The organism is Sulfurimonas sp., assembly GCF_034005705.1.
Lineage (GTDB): Bacteria > Campylobacterota > Campylobacteria > Campylobacterales > Sulfurimonadaceae > Sulfurimonas.
Genome location: NZ_JAVEUF010000006.1, coordinates 1 through 19,971 on the forward strand (window position 1 = coordinate 1; position 19,971 = coordinate 19,971).

The 19,971-nt window shown below is 38.8% G+C and carries 24 protein-coding genes and 1 pseudogene; 6 read left to right on the top strand and 19 right to left on the bottom strand.

The features are described from left to right. From RBR61_RS04465 to rplU, 14 genes and pseudogenes are all read right to left on the bottom strand, one after another. Positions 1–225 (bottom strand): annotated as a pseudogene (locus RBR61_RS04465) (F0F1 ATP synthase subunit beta); the annotation flags it as partial. A gap of 11 nt (positions 226–236) precedes the next feature. Further along, a complete protein-coding gene (gene atpG, locus RBR61_RS04470) occupies positions 237–1,124 on the bottom strand; it encodes an ATP synthase F1 subunit gamma (protein ID WP_320342361.1) in 888 nt (295 codons plus the stop codon). Between the two features lie 9 nt (positions 1,125–1,133). Then, positions 1,134–2,651 carry a F0F1 ATP synthase subunit alpha gene (atpA, locus tag RBR61_RS04475; RefSeq protein ID WP_320342362.1) on the bottom strand — a complete coding sequence of 506 codons (1,518 nt, stop codon included), beginning with the start codon at positions 2,649–2,651 and terminating at the stop codon, positions 1,134–1,136. A gap of 23 nt (positions 2,652–2,674) precedes the next feature. Then, positions 2,675–3,208 carry a F0F1 ATP synthase subunit delta gene (locus RBR61_RS04480; protein ID WP_320342363.1) on the bottom strand — a complete coding sequence of 178 codons (534 nt, stop codon included), beginning with the start codon at positions 3,206–3,208 and terminating at the stop codon, positions 2,675–2,677. Beyond that, a complete protein-coding gene (locus tag RBR61_RS04485; protein ID WP_320342364.1) occupies positions 3,209–3,727 on the bottom strand; it encodes a F0F1 ATP synthase subunit B in 519 nt (172 codons plus the stop codon). Between the two features lie 9 nt (positions 3,728–3,736). Continuing rightward, on the bottom strand, positions 3,737–4,159 hold the full coding sequence (locus RBR61_RS04490) for a FoF1 ATP synthase subunit B' (protein ID WP_320342365.1): 423 nt from the start codon (positions 4,157–4,159) through the stop codon (positions 3,737–3,739). Positions 4,160–4,285: 126 nt separating this feature from the next. Continuing rightward, the gene (locus tag RBR61_RS04495; RefSeq protein WP_320342366.1) at positions 4,286–5,128 is read right to left on the bottom strand and encodes a ParB/RepB/Spo0J family partition protein; all 843 of its coding nucleotides are present in this window, start codon (positions 5,126–5,128) and stop codon (positions 4,286–4,288) included. Beyond that, positions 5,125–5,910: an AAA family ATPase gene (locus tag RBR61_RS04500; RefSeq protein ID WP_320342367.1), complete on the bottom strand. Its 786-nt coding sequence runs from the start codon at positions 5,908–5,910 to the stop codon at positions 5,125–5,127. The genes RBR61_RS04495 and RBR61_RS04500 overlap by 4 nt, the downstream gene beginning before the upstream one ends. Then, positions 5,907–6,542: a biotin--[acetyl-CoA-carboxylase] ligase gene (locus tag RBR61_RS04505; protein WP_320342368.1), complete on the bottom strand. Its 636-nt coding sequence runs from the start codon at positions 6,540–6,542 to the stop codon at positions 5,907–5,909. Before RBR61_RS04505 ends, RBR61_RS04500 begins: the two co-directional genes overlap by 4 nt. Then, on the bottom strand, positions 6,523–7,431 hold the full coding sequence (fmt, locus tag RBR61_RS04510) for a methionyl-tRNA formyltransferase (RefSeq protein WP_320342369.1): 909 nt from the start codon (positions 7,429–7,431) through the stop codon (positions 6,523–6,525). The genes RBR61_RS04505 and fmt overlap by 20 nt, the downstream gene beginning before the upstream one ends. Then, complete coding sequence (gene proB, locus RBR61_RS04515; protein ID WP_320342370.1) at positions 7,431–8,195, bottom strand: glutamate 5-kinase; 765 nt, start codon at positions 8,193–8,195, stop codon at positions 7,431–7,433. The genes fmt and proB overlap by 1 nt, the downstream gene beginning before the upstream one ends. 2 nt (positions 8,196–8,197) lie before the next feature. Then, on the bottom strand, positions 8,198–9,304 hold the full coding sequence (gene obgE, locus RBR61_RS04520; protein ID WP_320342371.1) for a GTPase ObgE: 1,107 nt from the start codon (positions 9,302–9,304) through the stop codon (positions 8,198–8,200). A gap of 211 nt (positions 9,305–9,515) precedes the next feature. Then, positions 9,516–9,773 (bottom strand): 50S ribosomal protein L27, encoded by a 258-nt coding sequence (gene rpmA / locus RBR61_RS04525; protein ID WP_320342372.1) that lies wholly within the window; start codon positions 9,771–9,773, stop codon positions 9,516–9,518. A gap of 26 nt (positions 9,774–9,799) precedes the next feature. Continuing rightward, complete coding sequence (rplU, locus tag RBR61_RS04530) at positions 9,800–10,108, bottom strand: 50S ribosomal protein L21 (protein WP_320342373.1); 309 nt, start codon at positions 10,106–10,108, stop codon at positions 9,800–9,802. A gap of 323 nt (positions 10,109–10,431) precedes the next feature. Here rplU and RBR61_RS04535 point away from each other — a divergent pair, with 323 nt between their 5' ends. The 6 genes from RBR61_RS04535 (at position 10,432) to RBR61_RS04560 (ending at position 14,008) form a co-directional block, all read left to right on the top strand. Then, positions 10,432–10,983, top strand: coding sequence for a hypothetical protein (locus tag RBR61_RS04535; protein WP_320342374.1), 552 nt, complete (start codon positions 10,432–10,434; stop codon positions 10,981–10,983). Next, positions 10,980–11,249 (top strand): hypothetical protein, encoded by a 270-nt coding sequence (locus tag RBR61_RS04540; RefSeq protein WP_320342375.1) that lies wholly within the window; start codon positions 10,980–10,982, stop codon positions 11,247–11,249. The genes RBR61_RS04535 and RBR61_RS04540 overlap by 4 nt, the downstream gene beginning before the upstream one ends. A 192-nt stretch (positions 11,250–11,441) precedes the next feature. Beyond that, positions 11,442–11,624: a hypothetical protein gene (locus tag RBR61_RS04545; protein WP_320342376.1), complete on the top strand. Its 183-nt coding sequence runs from the start codon at positions 11,442–11,444 to the stop codon at positions 11,622–11,624. Positions 11,625–11,718: 94 nt separating this feature from the next. Further along, positions 11,719–12,660, top strand: coding sequence for a replication endonuclease (locus RBR61_RS04550; protein ID WP_320342377.1), 942 nt, complete (start codon positions 11,719–11,721; stop codon positions 12,658–12,660). Continuing rightward, positions 12,660–12,941, top strand: coding sequence for a helix-turn-helix domain-containing protein (locus RBR61_RS04555; protein ID WP_320342378.1), 282 nt, complete (start codon positions 12,660–12,662; stop codon positions 12,939–12,941). Before RBR61_RS04550 ends, RBR61_RS04555 begins: the two co-directional genes overlap by 1 nt. Continuing rightward, complete coding sequence (locus tag RBR61_RS04560) at positions 12,938–14,008, top strand: tyrosine-type recombinase/integrase (RefSeq protein ID WP_320342379.1); 1,071 nt, start codon at positions 12,938–12,940, stop codon at positions 14,006–14,008. The genes RBR61_RS04555 and RBR61_RS04560 overlap by 4 nt, the downstream gene beginning before the upstream one ends. A 53-nt stretch (positions 14,009–14,061) precedes the next feature. Here the strand turns inward: RBR61_RS04560 and RBR61_RS04565 are convergent, their stop codons facing one another. The 5 genes from RBR61_RS04565 to RBR61_RS04585 all read right to left on the bottom strand — a co-directional run bounded on the left by RBR61_RS04565 (position 14,062) and on the right by RBR61_RS04585 (position 19,969). Then, positions 14,062–17,106 (bottom strand): efflux RND transporter permease subunit, encoded by a 3,045-nt coding sequence (locus RBR61_RS04565; protein WP_320342381.1) that lies wholly within the window; start codon positions 17,104–17,106, stop codon positions 14,062–14,064. Positions 17,107–17,111: 5 nt separating this feature from the next. After that, a complete protein-coding gene (locus tag RBR61_RS04570; RefSeq protein ID WP_320342383.1) occupies positions 17,112–17,858 on the bottom strand; it encodes an efflux RND transporter periplasmic adaptor subunit in 747 nt (248 codons plus the stop codon). Further along, entirely contained in the window at positions 17,855–19,081 is a 1,227-nt protein-coding gene (locus RBR61_RS04575) for a TolC family protein (protein ID WP_320342384.1), read from the bottom strand. Before RBR61_RS04575 ends, RBR61_RS04570 begins: the two co-directional genes overlap by 4 nt. Further along, positions 19,078–19,452, bottom strand: coding sequence for a RidA family protein (locus RBR61_RS04580; protein ID WP_320342386.1), 375 nt, complete (start codon positions 19,450–19,452; stop codon positions 19,078–19,080). The genes RBR61_RS04575 and RBR61_RS04580 overlap by 4 nt, the downstream gene beginning before the upstream one ends. Positions 19,453–19,576: 124 nt before the next feature. Beyond that, positions 19,577–19,969 (bottom strand): thioredoxin family protein, encoded by a 393-nt coding sequence (locus tag RBR61_RS04585; protein ID WP_320342387.1) that lies wholly within the window; start codon positions 19,967–19,969, stop codon positions 19,577–19,579. Positions 19,970–19,971 lie beyond the last annotated feature (2 nt).

Below are 19,971 nucleotides of genomic sequence, written 5' to 3' on the forward strand. Positions count from 1 at the left end.
ACCTGTAGCTTTTGCATCCATACCACGAACTAAACCTTCACTCATATCCATTGCGATCGTTCTAACACGACCGTCGCCTAAGTGCGCTGCAACTTCAAGTACTAAACGAGTTACTGTGCCTTCTAAATGTATATTAACTTCGATCGCCTCGTTGATAACAGGAAGATATCCATCAAAATCAACATCAACAACCGGACCCATAACCTGGCTAATTTTACCAATCATATTTTTCTCCATTATTTCATAGACTCCACGCCGCTTATAATCTCTATAAGCTCTGTAGTAATTGCTGCTTGTCTTGCTTTATTAAATTGAACATTTAATGACCTAACCATCTCTTTTGCATTGTTTGTAGCCGCATCCATAGCCTGCATTCTTGCACTATGCTCAGCAGCAACAGAATCGATCAATGAGTAGTACATAGCATACTGAACGTATCTATTTACCAAAGAATCCAACATCTTCTCTTCATCATCAGACTCTATCTCAAGCATCGATTTTTCTGTTTCATCACACTCAAATTGAGTTGAGTCTACAGGCAACAGCTTATTTACATGCAACTCTTGAGTTATCATGTTCTTATAGCCGTTATAGACAATGTGAAGAGCATCGATCTTGCCCTCTTTAAAATCTTCAATAGAAGAGATTATAAACTCATCCGAGCGATTTTTGTCCGGATTTGAGCTAAGGTTAGCAACTGCGTCAAAAAGTTCAACTTCGTTATATTTAAAAAACTCAATACCTTTTTTACCGACTCCACGTAAACGCACTTTTACATTTTTTGATTTGTACTCTGCTAAAAGTTTCTTAACAGCTTTAATAGTTTGAATATTAAAACCGCCGCATAAACCCTTGTCAGCAGTAACAAAAACGATGTCAACAGTTTTTGGATCTTCGATCTCGACAAAACATCGATTGTCCAAACCTCCTACTTTGTTGCATTTAATACGTCCAGCTATTTCGGCAAGTACCTGATTCATTTTTGCAGCATAAAGACGAGAACGCTTAGCAAGCTCTTCTGCACGGCGAAGCTTAGCAGTAGATACGAGCTTCATCGCACGAGTCGTCTTTTGAGTGTTAGAAACACTCTTGATCTGTCTTTGAATATCTTTCAAGTTTGCCATAAGTTTTCCTTACGCTACTACGAAGCTAGCTTTGAACTCTTCAAGTGCTTTCATCATTAGTGCTTTAGTATCGTCATCTACTTTAGAAGTGCTTCTGATACTCTCAAATATTTGAGGGTAAGATGCTTCAATGAACGGATACATCTCCGCTTCAAAACGAACAACATTTGAAGGATCCATATCATCTAGGAAACCTTCGTTACCTGCAAATATTATTAGAACTTGCTTCTCAGCAGAAAGCGGAGAGAATGGAGGCTGCTTAAGAACCTCTACCATTCTTTGTCCACGCTCTAGCTGATTACGAGAAGTCTCATCTAGATCAGATGCGAACTGAGCAAACGCCTGAAGTTCACGATACTGAGCAAGGTCAAGTCTTAGAGTACCTGCAACCTGCTTAGTAGCTTTGATCTGAGCAGCACCACCGACACGTGAAACCGAAAGACCTACGTTGATCGCAGGGCGGATACCCGAGTTGAAAAGTTCAGTCTCAAGGAAGATCTGACCATCTGTAATAGAGATAACGTTTGTCGGAATATACGCAGCAACGTCACCGGCTTGAGTTTCAATAATAGGAAGAGCAGTTAAAGAACCTGCACCCTTCTCATCAGAAAGCTTCGCAGCTCTCTCAAGAAGACGAGAGTGAATATAGAAAACATCACCAGGGTATGCTTCACGGCCCGGAGGACGGCGAAGAATAAGTGACATCTCACGGTAAGCAACTGCATGCTTAGATAGGTCATCATATACGATCAGACCGTGTCTAGCGTTGTCACGGAAGTACTCACCCATTGTAACACCTGTATAAGGAGCCAAAAATTGAAGTGCTGCCGCTTCAGATGCAGTTGCAGATACTATAATAGTGTACTCTAGAGCACCGTGCTCCTCTAAACGACGGATGATCTGTGCAACAGTCGACTCTTTTTGACCGACTGCAACATAGATACATACAACGCCGTTGCCTTTTTGGTTGATAATAGCATCAAGAGCAACCGTTGTTTTTCCTGTTTGTCTATCACCGATAATAAGCTCTCTTTGACCTCTACCGATCGGCACAAGAGCATCAATTGCTTTAATACCAGTCGCTAAAGGCTCATGAACAGATTTTCTGCTCATGATTCCAGGAGCTTTTTCCTCAACAAAACGAGTCTCAGTTGTCTCGATCGGACCTTTACCGTCAATTGGCTCACCAAGTGCGTTTACGACACGCCCAAGAAGTGCATCACCAACCGGAACTTTAAGAAGTTTGCCTAATCTTTTTACAGACATACCCTCTTTTAACATTGACCCGATTCCAAGGATAACAACACCTACAGTGCTCTCCTCAAGGTTCATAACAAGACCTCTAGTCCCGTCCTCGAACTCTACCATCTCTCCTGCCATAACATTGCTAAGTCCGTAAACCTGAGCAACACCGTCAGCATAAGAGACAATTTTACCCGTCTCATTTATATCGACACTTAGTTCGAAGTTATCGATACGCTCTTTGATTATTGAGCTGATTTCATCAGCCTGAATTTTTGCTACCACTACACATCTCCTCTCGTTGAAAGTTAAATTGCTTTTGCAATATGTTCTATAATTTGACTATTGATTCTTGATTTTGAGAAACTGATCTCAACACCTAGATCCTGTACATCTACTTTTATTCCGTTAAAGCTGCTTTTTTCAAACTTTAAAGATATTTTTGAATCAAACTTGCTGCCTAGGCCGCTGCTTAAATCTTCTATAACTTTTGCTTCTATATCGCTATTGCTGTATACGACTCCGGCATAACTTTTTGTCGTAACGGCTATATCTTTTCTCATAACCTCTGCTAATGCAGGGAGAATGCTTATGCGATTGTGTTCAGCTAAGAGTTTAATTAAATTATCAACATCTTTAGATTCTGCAGATTTTACAGCATCAAGCAAAATCTCCGACTTTTGGCTTTTGCTAACGTCAGGATTGTTGATGATTTGAATAAACTTTTCATCTTTAAAAGCTTCGGCCAATATAGAGAATATAGAAGTTATCTCCTGCATCTTCTCTACGTCAGAACTCTTTTTGAGAGCTTTTATATATCTTTTTGCAATCAACTCTTCCATTTATGCCACCTTCTTTAAGATAACATTTGCCATTGCTTCTTTGTCAAAGCTTTCATCACTTTGAGCAAGCACCTCTTTGAGCGTATCTTCTACAACGCTTCTAACCATTTTTCTCTGCTCGAACTCTACTAAAACAGCCTGCTGCTTCGTCATGATCTCAATATCGGCATCACACTGAGCCATAATATTGTCATTGACGACTTTGTTCTCTTTTTTTGAGCTAACAGCAAGGTCTTGAGCGAATTTTTCAGCCGCTGCGATCTTAGCCAAAGCATCTTTTTTAAGAGCTGCCGTCTCTCTTAACTTCTCTTGTACCTTTTTCATCTCGTCTGCAATAGACTGACTTCTTGATGCAAAATAGTTTTTTACAGGTTCAGCAACAAGATACCAGATAAGCCCTGCAAACAGTATGAAGTTTACCGTTCTTTGTACTATATCGGTGCCTGCACTCTCTGCATTGCCGCTAGATGCAAATGCAAAGGTTGATATCATTAGCATAAATACTAAAACTCTACTCACATTACATCCTTATATTTGACTAAATTTAGCTTTAACAGCTTCTTTGAACAGCGGGATCTGTGATTTTAAATCACTGCTTAACTGTTCGCGAGTCTTAGCAAGTAACTGCTCAAACTCTAAGTACTGACTAGCCAGTTCAGCACGTTTTGCTTCTATCTTACTCTCTGCTAACTCTTTAGCATCCGTAATAACCTTCTCTCTTAAGGCCGCAGCTTCCAGTTTTGCATTTGCAATTATTGATTGCGCTTTTAATTCAAGTTCTTTGATCTCTTCATCATTCGAGCCTATTTTTTCAAGGTCTTTTTTGATGTCTTCATCTCTTTTACTCATATAAGCGAATAATGGATTGTAAAGCCAACTGTTTAGAACGGCAATAAGCGTAAGAAACACGATTAATGTAGCTACGAGTAGTATCGGATTTATATCTAACATAGCACCTCCTAAAAGTTGCGTGATTATACTATGTTAAAATTAAAAGATTTGTTAAAGTGGGGAAATTTTTAAACTTTTTTTATATTTTTCATAAAAGAATTTGAATTTATTTAGGTTTTTGAAGAGCTATCTCTCAATGAGGCTTAAAAACTCTTCGAGCTGATCTTTATCGTCAAAATCTATGGTCAGGCTCTTGTTTGAACTTTTACTGTTAAAACCAAGTTCAAAAAGCTTCTCTTTGATCTCTTTAAAATCATATGAAGGAGCTGCTGGTTTCTCGGATCTCTCTGTTTTTGAGCTTTTCATGCTCTTGATAGTTGCTTCTACTTCTCTTACGCTGAGCTTCTGTCCTATGATAGAGTTGACTATAAGCTGCTGCTGCTTTTCGTCAAGTCCGACCAAGACCTTTGCATGACCTGTGCTTATCTTCTTCTCTATGAGCGCTCTTTGTGTTTTTTGTGAGAGCTGAAGAAGTCTTATAGTATTTGTAATGTGCGTTCTGCTTTTATGTATTCTTGTTGAGAGCTCTTCTTGTGTAATGTTATGAAGCTTTATAAGCTCTCCGTAAGCGTGTGCAAGTTCGATAGAGTTTAGCTCATCTCTTTGAATATTCTCGATAAGAGCGAACTGTCTCATCTTCTGATCGTCGCTGTTTAAAATAATGGCGCGGATGGTTTTTAGTTTTGCAAGTTTTGATGCGCGAAGTCTTCTCTCACCCGCTATCAGCACATACCCGTCAACATCCTCGGTAACTACTATCGGCTGAAGCAGTCCGTCATTTTTGATCGACTCGCTTAGTTCATAAAGAGAGCTCTCTTCAAAGTGCTTTCTAGGTTGAAAAGGATTTGGTCTTATATCCTTTAAAGGTAACTCTACAATTGAGTCTTTTTGAGAGACCTCATTTTCATAAGCCTCATCTATCTCGCCTAAAAGTGCCCCTAATCCTCTGCCTAATTTTTGTGACTTCATACTTCCATAATCGCTTGTGCTAAATTTTGATATGATACAGATCCAATGGATTTTACATCATAGAGTATTGCAGGCTTGCCGAAAGACGGTGATTCTGCAAGTTTTACGTTCCTTGGAACTACTATTATCTCTCCGCTTGCATCTTTGAAGAGCTTGGAATCGAAATGCTGCTTTAAATCTGCAAAAACCTGTTTTGAGAGATTGTTCTGTGCGCTGAACATCGTAGGAAGAAAACCTTTAATGCTAAGTTTTTGATTTATAGATTTTCTAACCAGTTTCACAGTGTTTAAAAGCTGCGCCAGCCCTTCAAGTGCAAAAAATTCACACTGGATAGGTATTATCACGGAGTTTGAAGCCGAGAGCGCATTTATGGTCATAGGTCCGAGCGCCGGAGGAGAGTCGATTATAATGTAGTCATAATCCTTTAGGACATTCGCTATCGCTTTTTTTAGAACCAGCTCACGGCCTTTTGAGTTTTGAGCATCATAGTACTCTTTTTCTATTCCTACAAGTCCGATGTTTGAAGGGGCTAGATGAAGAGTCGGAAGTTCTGACTTTAATATAATATCTTTTAGCTTCTTTGTTCCGATAAGAACATGATAGATATTGAACTCATAATCGTTTCTGTGAAATCCCAAAGATGTAGTGGCATTAGCCTGCGGGTCTGAGTCTATTAAGAGCACTTTTTTTTCTGCAACGGCAAGCGAGGCAGCTAGGTTTACGGCTGTTGTCGTTTTGCCCACACCACCCTTTTGATTTGCAATTACAATTACTTCACTCATCTTAAACTGTATATCCTCTCTCCGTTGACTACAACAGAGCCGTCACTCTCCAGCGACGCCCCTTCTAAAGAAATTCTTAAATTTTTACCATGTGTATAAAAGTTTTGATTTCTGTAAAATTCTAACTTATATTTACTAAAAACTTGCTTCCATGAACTCTTTTTTTCAAGATTTGCAAAATATCTCTCTATTAGCTCTTCTCTCTTTAAATCTACATCCAATTTTTCAAAACCCTCAGGTGCCTCTGCAATATTCAATCCGACTCCGCACACGATACTCTTCCCAACAACATTAGTGATCATACCGCCTAATTTACGTTCTTTTATATAAAAATCGTTAGGCCACTTAAGCCATACCTTTGAGCCGAACTCTTCAAGTGTCTCTTTTAAAATATAGGAGAAGTATATAGATGCGGATTCGAGTTTCAGATCTTGCGGCAGCTGCTGCAGCGAAATGGCAAATGATAAAAAAAGATTATCTTTAACTCCACTCCAAGAGTTTCCCCTGCTGCCTACTCCTGCCGTTTGAGAGTCTGCCACTACTGCATAAGGAGAAGAAATTTTTCCCTCTTTTATCAGCTCTTTTAGATATTTTTGAGTTGAATCCACACTCTCAAGATAGAGTATCTGCAACCCCTATCCTTTTCCCGTTTATATATGAGAGGATGTCCATCTCTTTTTTTGACTCAGGCTGCACCGCATAGACTCTGATCGTACCCTTTTTGCATCCGACTATGATTGAGTCTTTTTCTATTTTCAGTATTTTGCCGCTCTCGTTTTGCGTCTCATTTTCCAAAAACTCTATCCTCTTTAGTTTAAGCCCTGAAGATAGGTAGATACCGGGCCACGGTGTAAACGCACGGTACTTGTTAAAAAGAGTCTCTGCCTCTTCAAACTCTACCTCACCGTCTTGTTTGGTGATCTTTTTGCAGTGAGATGATTTAGCCTCATCCTGCTTGAGAGGAGTATATTTATCAAAATTTTGAAGCACATCAACGGTAAGTTCAGATGCGACATCGGTCAATCTCTCAAAGAGCGACTCCGCCATCTCATCTTTAGAGACATCTATCTCTTCTATCTTTATGATATCTCCCGTATCTAACCCCTCATCCATCAACATAGCACTCACGCCTGTTTTGTCATCTCCGTTTAAGAGAGTCTGCTGTATTGGGCTTGCTCCTCGATACTGCGGAAGTATAGAAGCGTGAAGATTTATACATGGGGCATGCTCTAGTATTTCACGCGGAAGTATCTGGCCGTAAGCTGCCACGACTATATAATCACACTCTATCTCTTTAAGCTCTTTAACGACGCTCTCGTCTCTCAATCGATTTGGCTGATAGACCTCAATGTTGTTTTGAAGCGCTATTGTCTTGACGATCGGAGGAGTGAGGATCTTTTTGCGCCCCACCGGTTTGTCGGGCTGTGTATATACGGCAACGACATCAATACCGTTTGTGTTAATAACTTTTTCTAGAATGCGCCCTGCATACTCAGGTGTGCCCATAAAGATTATTTTCATTACTTCGCCTTGGTGAAAATCGTTCCGCCTATGTGTCTGTCCTGAAGCATTAGGCTCTTTATATCGTTTAAATCATACCCGCTGGTAAGGACCATATCGATCCCGTGTCCCAAAAGATAATTTGCCGCTTTTAGCTTTGTCAATATTCCGCCCGTTGCAAAAGCACCGTGTGGAGTAGCCTCTTTTTCAAGCTCATCCTCATCTATGCTGTTTACTACTTTCAATATATTTGCGTCCGAGAATTTTCTTGGGTCTTTGTCATAGTAAGCATCAATGTCTGAGAGGATTATCAGCAGATCAGAATCGGTATGTTTTGTGATGTAAGCCGAGAGCTGGTCATTGTCACCTACAACAAGCTCTTTTGTAGATGTGGCATCATTCTCATTGACAATAGGAATAACCCCGTTTGAGAGAAGCGTGTTTACAGTATCTTTGATCCTCTGTATCTCATCATCTCTTTGAAGGTTTGCGGCAGTAACCAAAACCTGAGCAGTCAACACGTCGTGCGTTCCAAATTTCTTGCTGTACTTGTTCATAAGTATAGGCTGCCCTATAGCTGCCAAAGCCTGCTTGTTCTGCAATACGCTTCTATCAAGCTTTAATGCAGTATAGCCTGCAGCAACCGCACCTGAGGAGACCAGTATTACCTCGTTGTTCTTTCTGAGTTCACACAAAAAGTCAACAAGTTCTCTCATCCTATCCAATGCAATAGAGTCATTTTGCGTAAGAACCGCACTCCCTACTTTTACGACAACTCTTCTCATTTTCAGTGCTCTGATCTTTTTGATTGAACAAGTTTGAAGAGGGCATTTTTCAGCGGCTCAATATTTTTATTTGCAGCTGATGATATCGGTGCTACAAAATATGGAAGCTCTCTGTTATAGCCAAGCGTCTCATCTGCGCTCTTTTGAATAAAATAAGGCATTGACGGATCAAATGCTATATCGCTGCTTGTAGTAGCTTCTACGCCTACTATATCCAAAAAGCTCTTAACTAGATCAGATATCTCATCAGGTGAGATTACATCAGCTCTTGTTAACGCTATTGCGTATTTACTGTGTGCAAGTTTATCCGAAAACGCTGCCACTTCTGCTTTTAGTGTCTCTATCTGCTCTCTTAGGTCTCTGTATGAAGCCAAGTCCACCATAAAAAGAAGGATCTCTGTTCTCTCGATATGTCTTAAGAACTCTATTCCAAGCCCTTTTCCCTCATGCGCTCCGCCGATAATTCCCGGAATATCTGCCATGATAAACGATTCGAAATCACCTATGTTGACCTGACCAAGCTTTGGAGTAAGTGTAGTAAACTCATAGTTTGCGATCTCCGGACGTGCATTTGAAACGGTAGAGATAAGAGTCGATTTTCCAACATTTGGAAAACCTACCAGACCGACATCGGCTATAAGTTTAAGATCAAGCTTGATCCTTCTTGTCTCGCCCTTCTCCCCAGGCTGTGCATATGTAGGTCTTTGGTTTGTAGATGACTTAAAGTGTGTATTTCCAAGTCCGCCTTTTCCGCCGGTTATAAAAAGCTCTTCCTGTCCGTCTTTTAGCATATCAAAAATGATCTCACCGCTGTCCATATCTATGATCTGCGTTCCGGGAGGCACTATGATGACTTTTTTTGCACCCGATTTTCCGGTCATGTTCGAGCTCTCACCAGGAGCGCCGTTATCCGCTTTTATATGCATCTTTTTTTGAAAATGAGAGAGAGTGTGTGTGTTGTTGTCGCACTTAAACCAGATATCGCCGCCTTTGCCGCCGTCACCGCCGTTCGGACCGCCGTTTACTACAAATTTTTCACGACGAAATGCAACACATCCCGGACCGCCTTTGCCTGAAGAGACCGTTAGCTCTACGCTATCTGTAAACATATATTTTCCTTGATGTTTAAATATCTGATTTACACACTAAAGCTACGAAAAATTTTGTTTTTCGAGAACCATAAGATGTTTAATCAGTTAATACTTAAGAATTTACTATTGACAATAAAAAGTAAATTGTTAAATATTTTAAATTTTCTTAGGCAGTTAACCTAATGGTTGAAGTAGAAATATTTGAGCCGAAGCTCAAATAGATGTAGAATTATGCAGCGGGGATTATTGAAACTTGTTGACGTTTTTTATCTTTTCTGTGAAATGATACAACTCCGTCAACCAATGCAAAAATCGTATGGTCTTTTCCCATACCGACATTTTTACCAGGGTGGATCTTAGTTCCTCTTTGGCGGATAATGATATTACCTGCTACTACAGTCTCCCCACCATATTTCTTTACACCTAGTCTTCTACCAGCCGAGTCACGATTATTCTGTGTACTACCTTGACCTTTCTTATGTGCCATCTTAAATCTCCTTGAGTTTTTTTAGCTTATGCCGCTATGTTTGTAATACGAACGCGCGTATAATCTCTTCTAAAGCCTCTTTTTACTTTAGAGTCTTTACGGCGACGCTTTTTAAAAGTCACGACTTTCTTCTCACGACCTTCATTGATAACCTCAGCAGTTACAACAGCACCCTCTACGAATGGTGCTCCAACTTTAAGTTCGCCTGCATTAACAGCCAGAACTTCTTTAATCTCGATAGAAGCTTTAGGCTCAAGAGACATTTTATCTAATAATAAAATATCGCCCTCTTGAACTTTATACTGCTTGCCACCGTTTTTGATAATTGCGTACATCTACAATTCCTTAAATCTTTAAATACTTGGGTCCCCGTGGGCGCTTTAATCTACATTCCCATTGGTTTTGTTTCTACAAAAAGTTCGGAATTATACTCTTACAAGCTTTAAGTATTGTTTAAGTGCCTTGAAAAGTTTTCAATTTATATACCTAAATTACAAATATTAGCTAATTCTATAAACAACATTTCTCATTAATATTGAAAAGCCCTTGAAAAAAAGAGGTACAAAAACGGTACAAAATAATATTGACTACTTGACTTTTAAAAAAAATGAATGTACAATTTCTATGTACACATTAAATATACACAAAAGGAGAATAAATGTACAAAGAAGCTATTAAAAAAGCACAAAGTGCTGAAATTAAAAAAGTTGGATTTAATCTACAAATCCCAAGTAATTTAAAGTCTGAATTTGAAAATCAATGCAAACAAGACAATGTAACTGTAACATCAATGATTATATCTTTGATGGAAGTAAGTTTGATTGAGTCATATTTAACCGCTATTTCTAAAATTGAAAGCGCTTTATTTGATTTAAAAAAAGTTCTTAATAGTGAGGCTATTTTTATACCTAATCCTATAGCTAGTGATAATCCAATGTTTTCTAAAACAGTTTCAGAAGATGAGTTTAAAAAACTTATGAAAATTGATTTAGAACTTGCATTGGGTATAGATGAATTCAAAGAACACTTTAAAACTGATATATTTGGCGAATATTTATATATGCACGAAGCTTTAAATATGTTAGAGTCCGCAAGGTCTTATATAAGAAGAATTTCTAGTAATATGAACAAAAAAGATGAGTTTAACGCTGTTCAAGAAGAGTATATGGATATTACTCTAAAAAATTTCAAAGCAAAAGGCAATAAATGAAAGTAATAATCGAAGGAATGTTGCTATCAACATATGTTAAACCGGACTTTAAAGACAAGGACAGCGGGGAGGTTACAAAAGGCAAACCAGTATTACAAGTTTTAGTAGATACAGAACTGTCAAATGGAAGCATTAAACAGGAGATGCAAGATATTACCGTTCCCATTGAAAAAATATCTGAATATAAAGACAAAGTAGGCAAAAAAATACAAGTTCCATGTAGTTTTATGTCTAAATCTAGTGTAAGTTTCTTCGTAAGCAATTAAGCCACGATTTTTTATCTATAAAAAATGTGGGAACAACCGAATGAAATGAGGGCGTTAGAAAGATGTTTGAAATAGAACATTATATTTTTTCTTTTATGTTGCTACTAATGGAGCTAATCATAACACATAGAGAGTGAATCTTGGCGGAAAACTCCCTATGGTATTTCAAAACCTCACTAAAGGAAAGAAACAATGAATGATACAAAAAAAGAGTTTAAAAACTCAAATACTGCTTTAGAGTCAAAAATAAAAAACCTAGTCAAAGTCTTAGACGGGTTAAATGCTCACGGCTCATTAGATTTAGATGATTACACCATCATAACGGATTATTTAAAAGGCGCATTTCCAGAAATAAAAGCCTTACAAGAAGTATAAAATGACTTCATCATATTTTTGTAGTAATATGAGCGAAATCGAGCGAGCCTCTTTGTGCGGTAACGCACAAAAGGACTTGCGCGAGAGTCGCTCCTTGACTAATTATAAAAAAGATGTGGACAATTTAAAAAAGTACGGGGTTTCAAAAAGCGACTTGGCGTCAGTGAGGCTCAAAATTCAAAAGCAAGAGGACTTTTTAAAGTATAGCTACATCAAAGACAAAACAACTGGCAATACTTTTTCTCTTCAAGAGTGCATAATATCATCAAATCATAATCCTCAAAGATATTACGCTGAAATTCAAAATCGCATAGACACCTTGCAAAGAGAAGCAGAGAACTCAAATCTTACTCCCGTATTTTTGACTATTACTCTGCCTAGCGAGTTTCATCCGATGAAGCAAAGGTCAGAGTATGATACTACACTTATTAAAAATCCAAAATATAATGGCACAGAGCCGAGAGAAGCCACAAAGATATTAACCAAGATGTGGGCTAAACTTAGACAAGATAGGTCACTAAAAGATTTACCAAAAAATAAAAGAATGTATTACAGAGTAAACGAGCCTCACAAAGACGGAACGCCTCACGCTCATATACTCTTATTTATTCCAGCTGATAGGATAGAAAAAGTCGAAAAAGCTTTTAATCGCTTCTATTTTTCAGAATCGAACAAATTTGTAAAAGACATACAAAACGCTAAAAGTTACATTATGAAATATATCAATAAAACGCTTCCAAAATCAAAAGAACAGATAACACAGGATGACGAATATCTTAATGCGTGGTATATAAAAAACCGTATAAACAGATTTTGTGCCAGTCGCTCAACCGCTCCGCTGTATCTTCATAGATTATTACATCATAGATTTACTCTCTATGCTTTAACACAAGTTAGAAAAGGTAACAGTTTAAAAGTATTAGTGACTATTGATAGTGACAAAATAATGGAGATATGGGATGATAACGAGCTTTTATATATGCGTAATGAAAATATAGAAGTCCATACTATAAATGAGTATAAAAAGGCTGCATAATGGATTTAAGAGCATTTGAAAATTTAGAGCTGATCCCAAAGCTGCTAAACAAAATTGAAGCTATGGAAGAGAGACTTAAAAAATTCACTCCTCCGTTAACTACTAAAAAAGAAGTGGCTAAATTTTTAAATGTGACCCCAAGAACTATAAACAACTATATATCTAATGGCTACTTAAAGGAGAACTATCATTTTTATAGAAAAAGTGATAAAATAATCGTGTTTATAGAGGAAGCTATTTTGGAATTTAGAGATTATCTAAATAAAGGAATAGTTAGATGAAAAAGTTACGATTTAAAAATCGTAATGGTATTTTGTACTTTGGTATAGATGGTAAGTTCATATCATCTAAAATGAAATATACCAACATAAATAAAAATATCATTATTGGCAAATACAATCGTGGGGAAATGGACGAAGAGTTACATTTTGAAGAGAGACAGTCACCCACTGTTAAAAACCTACTTCAAAACATAATCTTAGAAAAGAGTAAGCACTTAAAACATAAGTCTATGATTGCTTATCGTTCATCTGTTAAAAACCATATTCTACCATATTTTGGCGATAAAATGGTTACTCAAATAAAACCTATTGAAATAAAGAAATTTCAAGATGGTATGGTAGAAAAAGGTTTAAAAAAAGAGAGTATTCAGTTAGCTAGAATACTTCTAAAAGAGGTCTTTGACTTAGCAATTTTAAGCGAAACAATATCTATTAATCCAGTAACAATGGTAGGTATGCCTAAAATCAATTATAAAAAAGAGAAACAAAAGCCTTTTACACTAGATGAGATAGATTTAATTTTATCTGCTGCAACAGGTCAGGTTAGAAATTTTTTGGGATTGAGTTTTTTTACTGGTATGCGTTCTGGCGAAATTTTGGCTTTAAAGTGGAGTGATATAGATTTTGCAACTGATACCATTACAATAAATAAAACAGTTGCTCAAGGCGTAATAAACTCTGCTAAAACAAAATCTAGTGAGAGAGATATTGAAATATTGCCAAAAGCTAGAGAGTTTTTAAAAGCTCAACAGCTAGAGAGCGGTTTAAAAAATAGTTTTATTTTTCTAAATAAAAAAAATAACTATTTTAGTTCAAACGATAATTTTTATAAAAGTTATCAAAAAGTTCTAGAAGAGTTAAATTTAGAAAAAAGAAGCTTACATAACACTAGGCATACATTCGCTAGTATAATGTTAAATAATGGTATTGATGCTCTTTGGGTATCTGCAACTTTGGGTCACGAAAATTTGCAAATCACTCTAAGTATATATACTCACTTTATACCAAAAAAAGAAAAGATGAAAATTTCTTTTCTAGAAAAAAGGTACAAAAGCGGTACAAACTAATTTAAAACCCATAAAATAGGGTCAAAAGTTTTAAGTATTGTTTAATCATAAAATTATATTTCAATATTTTTACTCTCATAGAACTTTTTTAACCATAAATCGAGCGGAGCTATAAATCTATATATAACCGGCACGACAAAAAGAGTAAGAACCATTGAGCTTAAAAGCCCTCCGATGATCGAGATCGCCATCGGTGCTTTGGTCTCGCTTCCAAGCCCCTCTCCAAGGGCGAGAGGAAGCATGGCAAATACCATTGCGATTGTGGTCATAAGTATCGGGCGGAGTCTTTTCTCTCCCGCTTCTATAAGTGCCTCATCCGCATTTTTGCCGTTTTGCATAGCATGGTTTGCAAAATCAACAAGCAACACCGCATTTTTACCTACCATTCCCATAAGCAGCATAAACCCGATCATAACAAAAAGACTGAATTGAAGTCCCGACATGTAGAGGGAGAGCATGACGCCGATTATGCTAAGAGGAAGTGCGACCATTATGATTATAGGCTGAATGAGCGATTCGTACAAAATTGCCAAGATAATAAACATCAAGATAACGCTCAAAGCAATGGCTGCCGCAAAAGCATCCGCCGTCTTTACCATCTCTTCTGCAAATCCCGTAAATCTGTATGTCACCCCTTTTGGCAGCAGTTTTTCAATCTCCTCTTCAGTGTAGGAGACCGCACCGCCTAGGTCAAGTCCGAAAAGGTCTGCAAAAACAGTCACTTCTCTTTCTCTGTCAAAGTGGTTTATCGTAGCAAGCGTTTGGCTCTTTGTAAATGTGACCAAGCCGTCAAGATAGACAAGCACGTCATCTTTAGACCTTATTTGAAGTTTTTTGACATCATCCAAAGAGACTCTCTCTTCATCGCTAAATCTCAGCGTGATGTTGTACTGTTTACCGTCCTCTTCAAAATAGGATATCTCCAGATCGCTTGAAAAGGCTATGGATATTGCCTCTGCTATGTCCGACGCAGAGACGCCAAGACTTGAAGCGTTCTCCCTTAATATATTTATATCTATCTGCGGTTTTGGCTCATCCAAATCCGTGTCAATATCAACAAATCCCTCTTTTTTTGAGAGATACTCAACCAAATTTTTCTTGGCCCTCTGCAGATCGTCAAACGAGTCTGACTTTAATACTATCTGATAAGGAACCGATACGCCAGCACCTTTTATGTCGGGAATTGCCGAAGCGGTTATGAACATATCTTTTTTAAAAACCTCAAGCTTCTGCCTAAAATCCTGAATGATCTCCTCTTGGCTTGGCTCTCTTTTATCTTTTGGGCTAAGTTTTACATAGATGAGCGCTTTATGCTTCTCCTGGTTTGTGTTGTAGCCTACATTTAAGGTCGTGTACTCCACATGAGGATTTGCTCGCACCAACTCCTCCACCTTTTTGGATTTTTTAATCATCTCTTCAAGCGAGATTCCCGCATCTGCTTTTATCTTTATCTCAAACTCAGACTTATCCTCTTTTGGTATAAAATCCATACCGATCTTTGGAAAAAGAGAGAGCGAGCCGAAAAAGAGTATAAGCACAAAAATAAGAGTAATAGTTTTAAATCTGAGAACCACTTTGAGCATCGCTTCATAGATGCGCTCCAGAGATCTGAAAATAGGCTCCGTAATGTTATAGAATCTGCTCTCGCCTCCCTTTAAAACCCTAGCACTCAAACTCGGGATAAAACTAAGAGCAATAGTGTAGGAGATGATGATGGCAAACCCGACGGTCATGGCAAAGCTCTCAAAGAACTTACCGACTATTCCGCTCATGAACGAGACAGGGACAAAGACCGCCAAAAGCATCGCGGAAATAGCCAATATGGTAAAAGCCATCTCTTTTGTACCCTCGTAAGCCGCCTCAAACTTGCTCATGCCCGCTTCCATCTTTTTGTAGATGTTCTCAATAACCACGATAGCGTCATCTATGATGATGCCGATTGCAAGAGTAAGACCGATAAGAGTCATTTTGTTGAGATCGAATCCCATGTAGTTCATAAGCGCAAAAGTGCCTAAAATAGATGATGGTATAGAGAGAGCAGAGACAAAGGTGATGGTAAAATTTCTTAAAAAGATAAAAACGATAACCGCGGCTAAGATCGCACCGTAGATAAGGTCAAACTCTACATCTTTTAATGAGTTGACGATAAATGGCGAGGTGTCATTTAAAACCTTTACCTCAAATCTATCTGCAGCCATTGCTTCAAGCTGCGGAACTACACTTTTTACGCGCTCTACAATGCCCAGAGTATTTGTACCCGAGATCTTTTGAACCTCAAGCATAACACCCTCCACACCGTTGTACGAAGCGTAGCTTTTTGCATCGCTTAGAGAGTCTTTGACCTCGGCGATATCTCTTAATCTAATGTTGTCTTTTATCTTTATGTTCTTTAGCTCTTCAATGCTTAGCGCATCCGCTTTTGTTTTAAGTGTAAGCTCCTGCTCTTTTGTTATAAGCTTTGCACCTCCTATCTTTACATTCTCTCTGGCTACCGCCGAGTTTAGCTCCGAGATAGTTATAGCGTATTTGTTCAACTCTTTTGTATTTGGAAATATCTTGATCTCTCTATCTTTGTAGCCGACGATATTGATCGCACCCACACCGTTTATCTTTTGAACGGAGGGTTTTACTTTCTCATCAGCAAAGAGCATAAGATTTTGAAGAGTATCGCCCTTTGCGGTTAAAAATATGTTGATAATTGGCGCTGAGCCGATATCCAGTTTGCTAACAAGCGGGGTCTGTGCATCATTTGGGAGTTTTACGGCTGAGACCTTGTCTCTTACGTCATTTGTCGCTTCGTCAATATCACGCTCTAGAAAAAACTTTACCGTGACTACGCTCACACCGTCGCTGCTGCTTGATATTATGCTGTCTATTCCGCCGATCCTAGATATGGCATCCTCTATCTCATCGGTGACCTGCGACTCGATCGTGCCCGCTTCCGCACCCGGATAGTTTGTCTGGATGGTAACTATGGGAAAATCGACATTTGGAAAGAGTGCCGAGGGCATTGACTTGTAGCTCATAAAGCCAAATATTGCCAACGTGACAACATACATAAGAGTCGCGATCGGTCTTTTTATGGCTAGTTTATACATAGAGGCTACTTTTTGGTCTCAATATAGCCGTCACCGAAGAGCCCTGCGGCAAAACCCTTTACCTCGACCTCAGCGCGTAGTTTTCTGCTCTGTTTGTCTACCTGCGGGTAGAGTTTTGTAATGACGCCTCTATGCTCTTTCTCATCCCCGTCAACCTTGTATCTGAAACTCTCTCCTATCTTTACATCCTGCCAATACTTCTGGTCAAACTCCAAAACAAGTTTTCTCTCCACCTTGCTTTGGAGTTTTAAGATGACCTTTGGCGACATCTCGGTCACGACATCCCCCGTTTCTACGCTCTTTTCATATATAACACCGTCAAAGGGAGCATAAAGCATGGTTTTTTTATAAAGCGCCTCTTGGTAGGCAAGGTTCGCTTTTGCAAGCTCTAGAGCTGATTTTGACTTCTCATAGGCAAGAGCGTAGATATCAAATCTTGCCTCATCGATGAGATGGCGGACTTTTTGTTGTCTCTCATAATCTCTTGCGGCATACTTATGCTCAACCTCCGCATTTGCCAACTCTGCTTTTGCAACATCCAAGAGCGCTTTTATGTCGTCATTAGCAAGCACTGCAAGCAGGTCTCCCTTTTTTACACTGCTAGAGACCTCTACACGTACCTCTTTGACAATACCGCCTGCATGAAACGCCAAAGCTGTATCTTTAAGAGGCTCTACGAAAAAGTTTGCATAAACATCCTCGGCACTAAGGCTTAAGAGGCTAAAAAGCACACCAAATAATATCTTAATCACTGTATAAACTCCTCTAAATTTCTGCCGCTGTAGAAGTAGTACGCGGCATATGCTGTCTGCAACTCATTCAATGAGCTCTCATAAAGAGCATCAGCATCTGTTTTAGTACTTAGCGCATCCAGATAGACAACGTAGTCGACCAAGCCGGCACTGTACTTCTCGTTTATGGTCTCAAAAGCGCTTGATGCGGCGACCAAAGCACTTTTTGCGCTCTTTATCTTAACTTTTACACTCTTAATCCTGTCGATGGAGAGCTCATAACGGAGCTTCTGCTCTTTTGACATATATTTTATCTTCTCATTCAGAGCCTTTGCATTCAGAAGCATGGACTCCCTTGCCTCTCTTGTAGCGCCATAGTCAAAGATCCTCATATTGAGAGTAAGCATAAATACGTTTTGCCTATCTATCTTTGCAAAATGATCATCGGCTATATCTCCATACTCATAGACCGTATAGACATCCTCGGCTTTTATGTTTGGATAGTAGATGCTCTCAATGGCATCTGCACTTTTTTTAAGCGCTCTCTCTTTGTATATAAGCGACTTTACGGCATCTTGAGTCTCAATATCGCTAATGTCCGCCTTTTTAAAATATGACGCATCAAAACTCTCTATCTCTCTGCCGACTTTCAGCTCCAGAGAGCTTTTACGCTCAAGGAGCTCGTAGCTGAGCGACTCTATCTCATAAAGAGCTCTCTCATAAGATGCCCTAAGCCTCTCTACATCATCCTCTGTAGCCAGTCCCGCGCCTCGAAACTGCTTTACTCTCTCAAGTTGTTCTTGCAGTGATCTTTTTGCGTCCTCTTTTGCTTTGAGGCTCGCTTTTAGACTAAGTATTGTGTAAAAATCTCCGACTATCTCCAAAGAGAGCTCTTGTTTTAGGCTCTCTTCATCATGAAGGCTTGATGAGAACTCATCTTTGGCTTTTTGCACTAGTGCCGATCTTGCTCCACCGTCATAAATATCAAACTCTGCTTTGGCATATCCTGCATAGACATCTTTTATCTGAAAAACTGTTCTGTTACTTGTATTAGTGTAGGAGGCGCCGATATCTACGGCAGGGAGATAGCCGCTCTTTTGTGATTCGACCTCTTGAAGTTTTGACTCTTTTATATATTTTGAAGATTTTATATTGTTGTTATTTTGATAAGCATACTCTAAAATAGATTGCAGGCTCTCTGCCGCCGAAAGAAAAGGCAGCATCAAAAAGAGGAGTTTTATCATTTTACCAGCGCTACTGCATCGATCTCTACAAGTGCATTTTTTGGTAATGTCTTAACTGCGACCGTTGAGCGTGCGGGTTTGTGAGAACCAAAAGCCTGAGCATATATCTCATTGACCGTTGCAAAATCATCCATAGAGTCCAGAAATATAGTAGTTTTAATAACGCTTTGCATTGAAGCGCCCGCCTCTTCTAAAACTGCCTGAAGATTTTTCAGTACCTGTTTTGTCTGAACGACCACATCATTCTCAAGCATAACGCCCTCGGGAGTAAGTGCAATTTGACCCGATGTGAAAACCATACCGTTTGCTACTACCGCCTGAGAGTATGGACCTATTGCCGATGGTGCCTTGTTTGTTTGTACGAATTTCATTGTGTTTTGTATCCTTTTTATTAGTTTATTAAAGTTCCTGCAAAATAAAACTAAGCGAACGATTCTGCAGCTTAGCGTTGTCCTCAGTGAGCGTGTTTTAAATTTTGCACAAACCATCTATATTTTAAAACTCTTTTGCCTCTTTTACCTCATCCAAGAGTTCGTAAAAACCCTCAACGCTTCTGCCGCCGATCGTCGTTAAGATCACTTTGCCATCTTTTGTCAAAAAGTAGTGTCTTGGAACAGGGGTTGTCTCAAGATGGCTCGGAATGTCATCTATATCTCTTGAGAGATAGATAAGCACATAACTCTTTTTAAGCCTCTGTATCACCTCTTCTTGAGAGAGAACCTCTTTTTCAAATTTTTCACAATATCTGCAGTACTCAGAACCTATAAAGAGGTAGATATCTTTTTGCTCTTTTTTTGCCTCCGCTAATGATTCTTCATAATCACTCGGCCAATCAAAAGCGTTGAGATTTAGAAAAAGTGCTGCCGCCAAAAGTAATTTTTTAATCATCT

What these genes read in the sequence shown, in the direction of transcription:
- atpG (WP_320342361.1), bottom strand. Translation starts at nt 1,124, where the DNA reads ATGGCAAACTTGAAAGATATTCAAAGACAGATCAAGAGTGTTTCTAAC.
- RBR61_RS04480 (WP_320342363.1), bottom strand. Translation starts at nt 3,208, where the DNA reads ATGGAAGAGTTGATTGCAAAAAGATATATAAAAGCTCTCAAAAAGAGT.
- RBR61_RS04490 (WP_320342365.1), bottom strand. Translation starts at nt 4,159, where the DNA reads ATGTTAGATATAAATCCGATACTACTCGTAGCTACATTAATCGTGTTT.
- RBR61_RS04495 (WP_320342366.1), bottom strand. Translation starts at nt 5,128, where the DNA reads ATGAAGTCACAAAAATTAGGCAGAGGATTAGGGGCACTTTTAGGCGAG.
- RBR61_RS04500 (WP_320342367.1), bottom strand. Translation starts at nt 5,910, where the DNA reads ATGAGTGAAGTAATTGTAATTGCAAATCAAAAGGGTGGTGTGGGCAAA.
- fmt (WP_320342369.1), bottom strand. Translation starts at nt 7,431, where the DNA reads ATGAAAATAATCTTTATGGGCACACCTGAGTATGCAGGGCGCATTCTA.
- proB (WP_320342370.1), bottom strand. Translation starts at nt 8,195, where the DNA reads ATGAGAAGAGTTGTCGTAAAAGTAGGGAGTGCGGTTCTTACGCAAAAT.
- obgE (WP_320342371.1), bottom strand. Translation starts at nt 9,304, where the DNA reads ATGTTTACAGATAGCGTAGAGCTAACGGTCTCTTCAGGCAAAGGCGGT.
- rpmA (WP_320342372.1), bottom strand. Translation starts at nt 9,773, where the DNA reads ATGGCACATAAGAAAGGTCAAGGTAGTACACAGAATAATCGTGACTCG.
- rplU (WP_320342373.1), bottom strand. Translation starts at nt 10,108, where the DNA reads ATGTACGCAATTATCAAAAACGGTGGCAAGCAGTATAAAGTTCAAGAG.
- RBR61_RS04535 (WP_320342374.1), top strand. Translation starts at nt 10,432, where the DNA reads ATGTACAAAGAAGCTATTAAAAAAGCACAAAGTGCTGAAATTAAAAAA.
- RBR61_RS04540 (WP_320342375.1), top strand. Translation starts at nt 10,980, where the DNA reads ATGAAAGTAATAATCGAAGGAATGTTGCTATCAACATATGTTAAACCG.
- RBR61_RS04545 (WP_320342376.1), top strand. Translation starts at nt 11,442, where the DNA reads ATGAATGATACAAAAAAAGAGTTTAAAAACTCAAATACTGCTTTAGAG.
- RBR61_RS04555 (WP_320342378.1), top strand. Translation starts at nt 12,660, where the DNA reads ATGGATTTAAGAGCATTTGAAAATTTAGAGCTGATCCCAAAGCTGCTA.
- RBR61_RS04560 (WP_320342379.1), top strand. Translation starts at nt 12,938, where the DNA reads ATGAAAAAGTTACGATTTAAAAATCGTAATGGTATTTTGTACTTTGGT.
- RBR61_RS04565 (WP_320342381.1), bottom strand. Translation starts at nt 17,106, where the DNA reads ATGTATAAACTAGCCATAAAAAGACCGATCGCGACTCTTATGTATGTT.
- RBR61_RS04575 (WP_320342384.1), bottom strand. Translation starts at nt 19,081, where the DNA reads ATGATAAAACTCCTCTTTTTGATGCTGCCTTTTCTTTCGGCGGCAGAG.
- RBR61_RS04580 (WP_320342386.1), bottom strand. Translation starts at nt 19,452, where the DNA reads ATGAAATTCGTACAAACAAACAAGGCACCATCGGCAATAGGTCCATAC.
- RBR61_RS04585 (WP_320342387.1), bottom strand. Translation starts at nt 19,969, where the DNA reads ATGATTAAAAAATTACTTTTGGCGGCAGCACTTTTTCTAAATCTCAAC.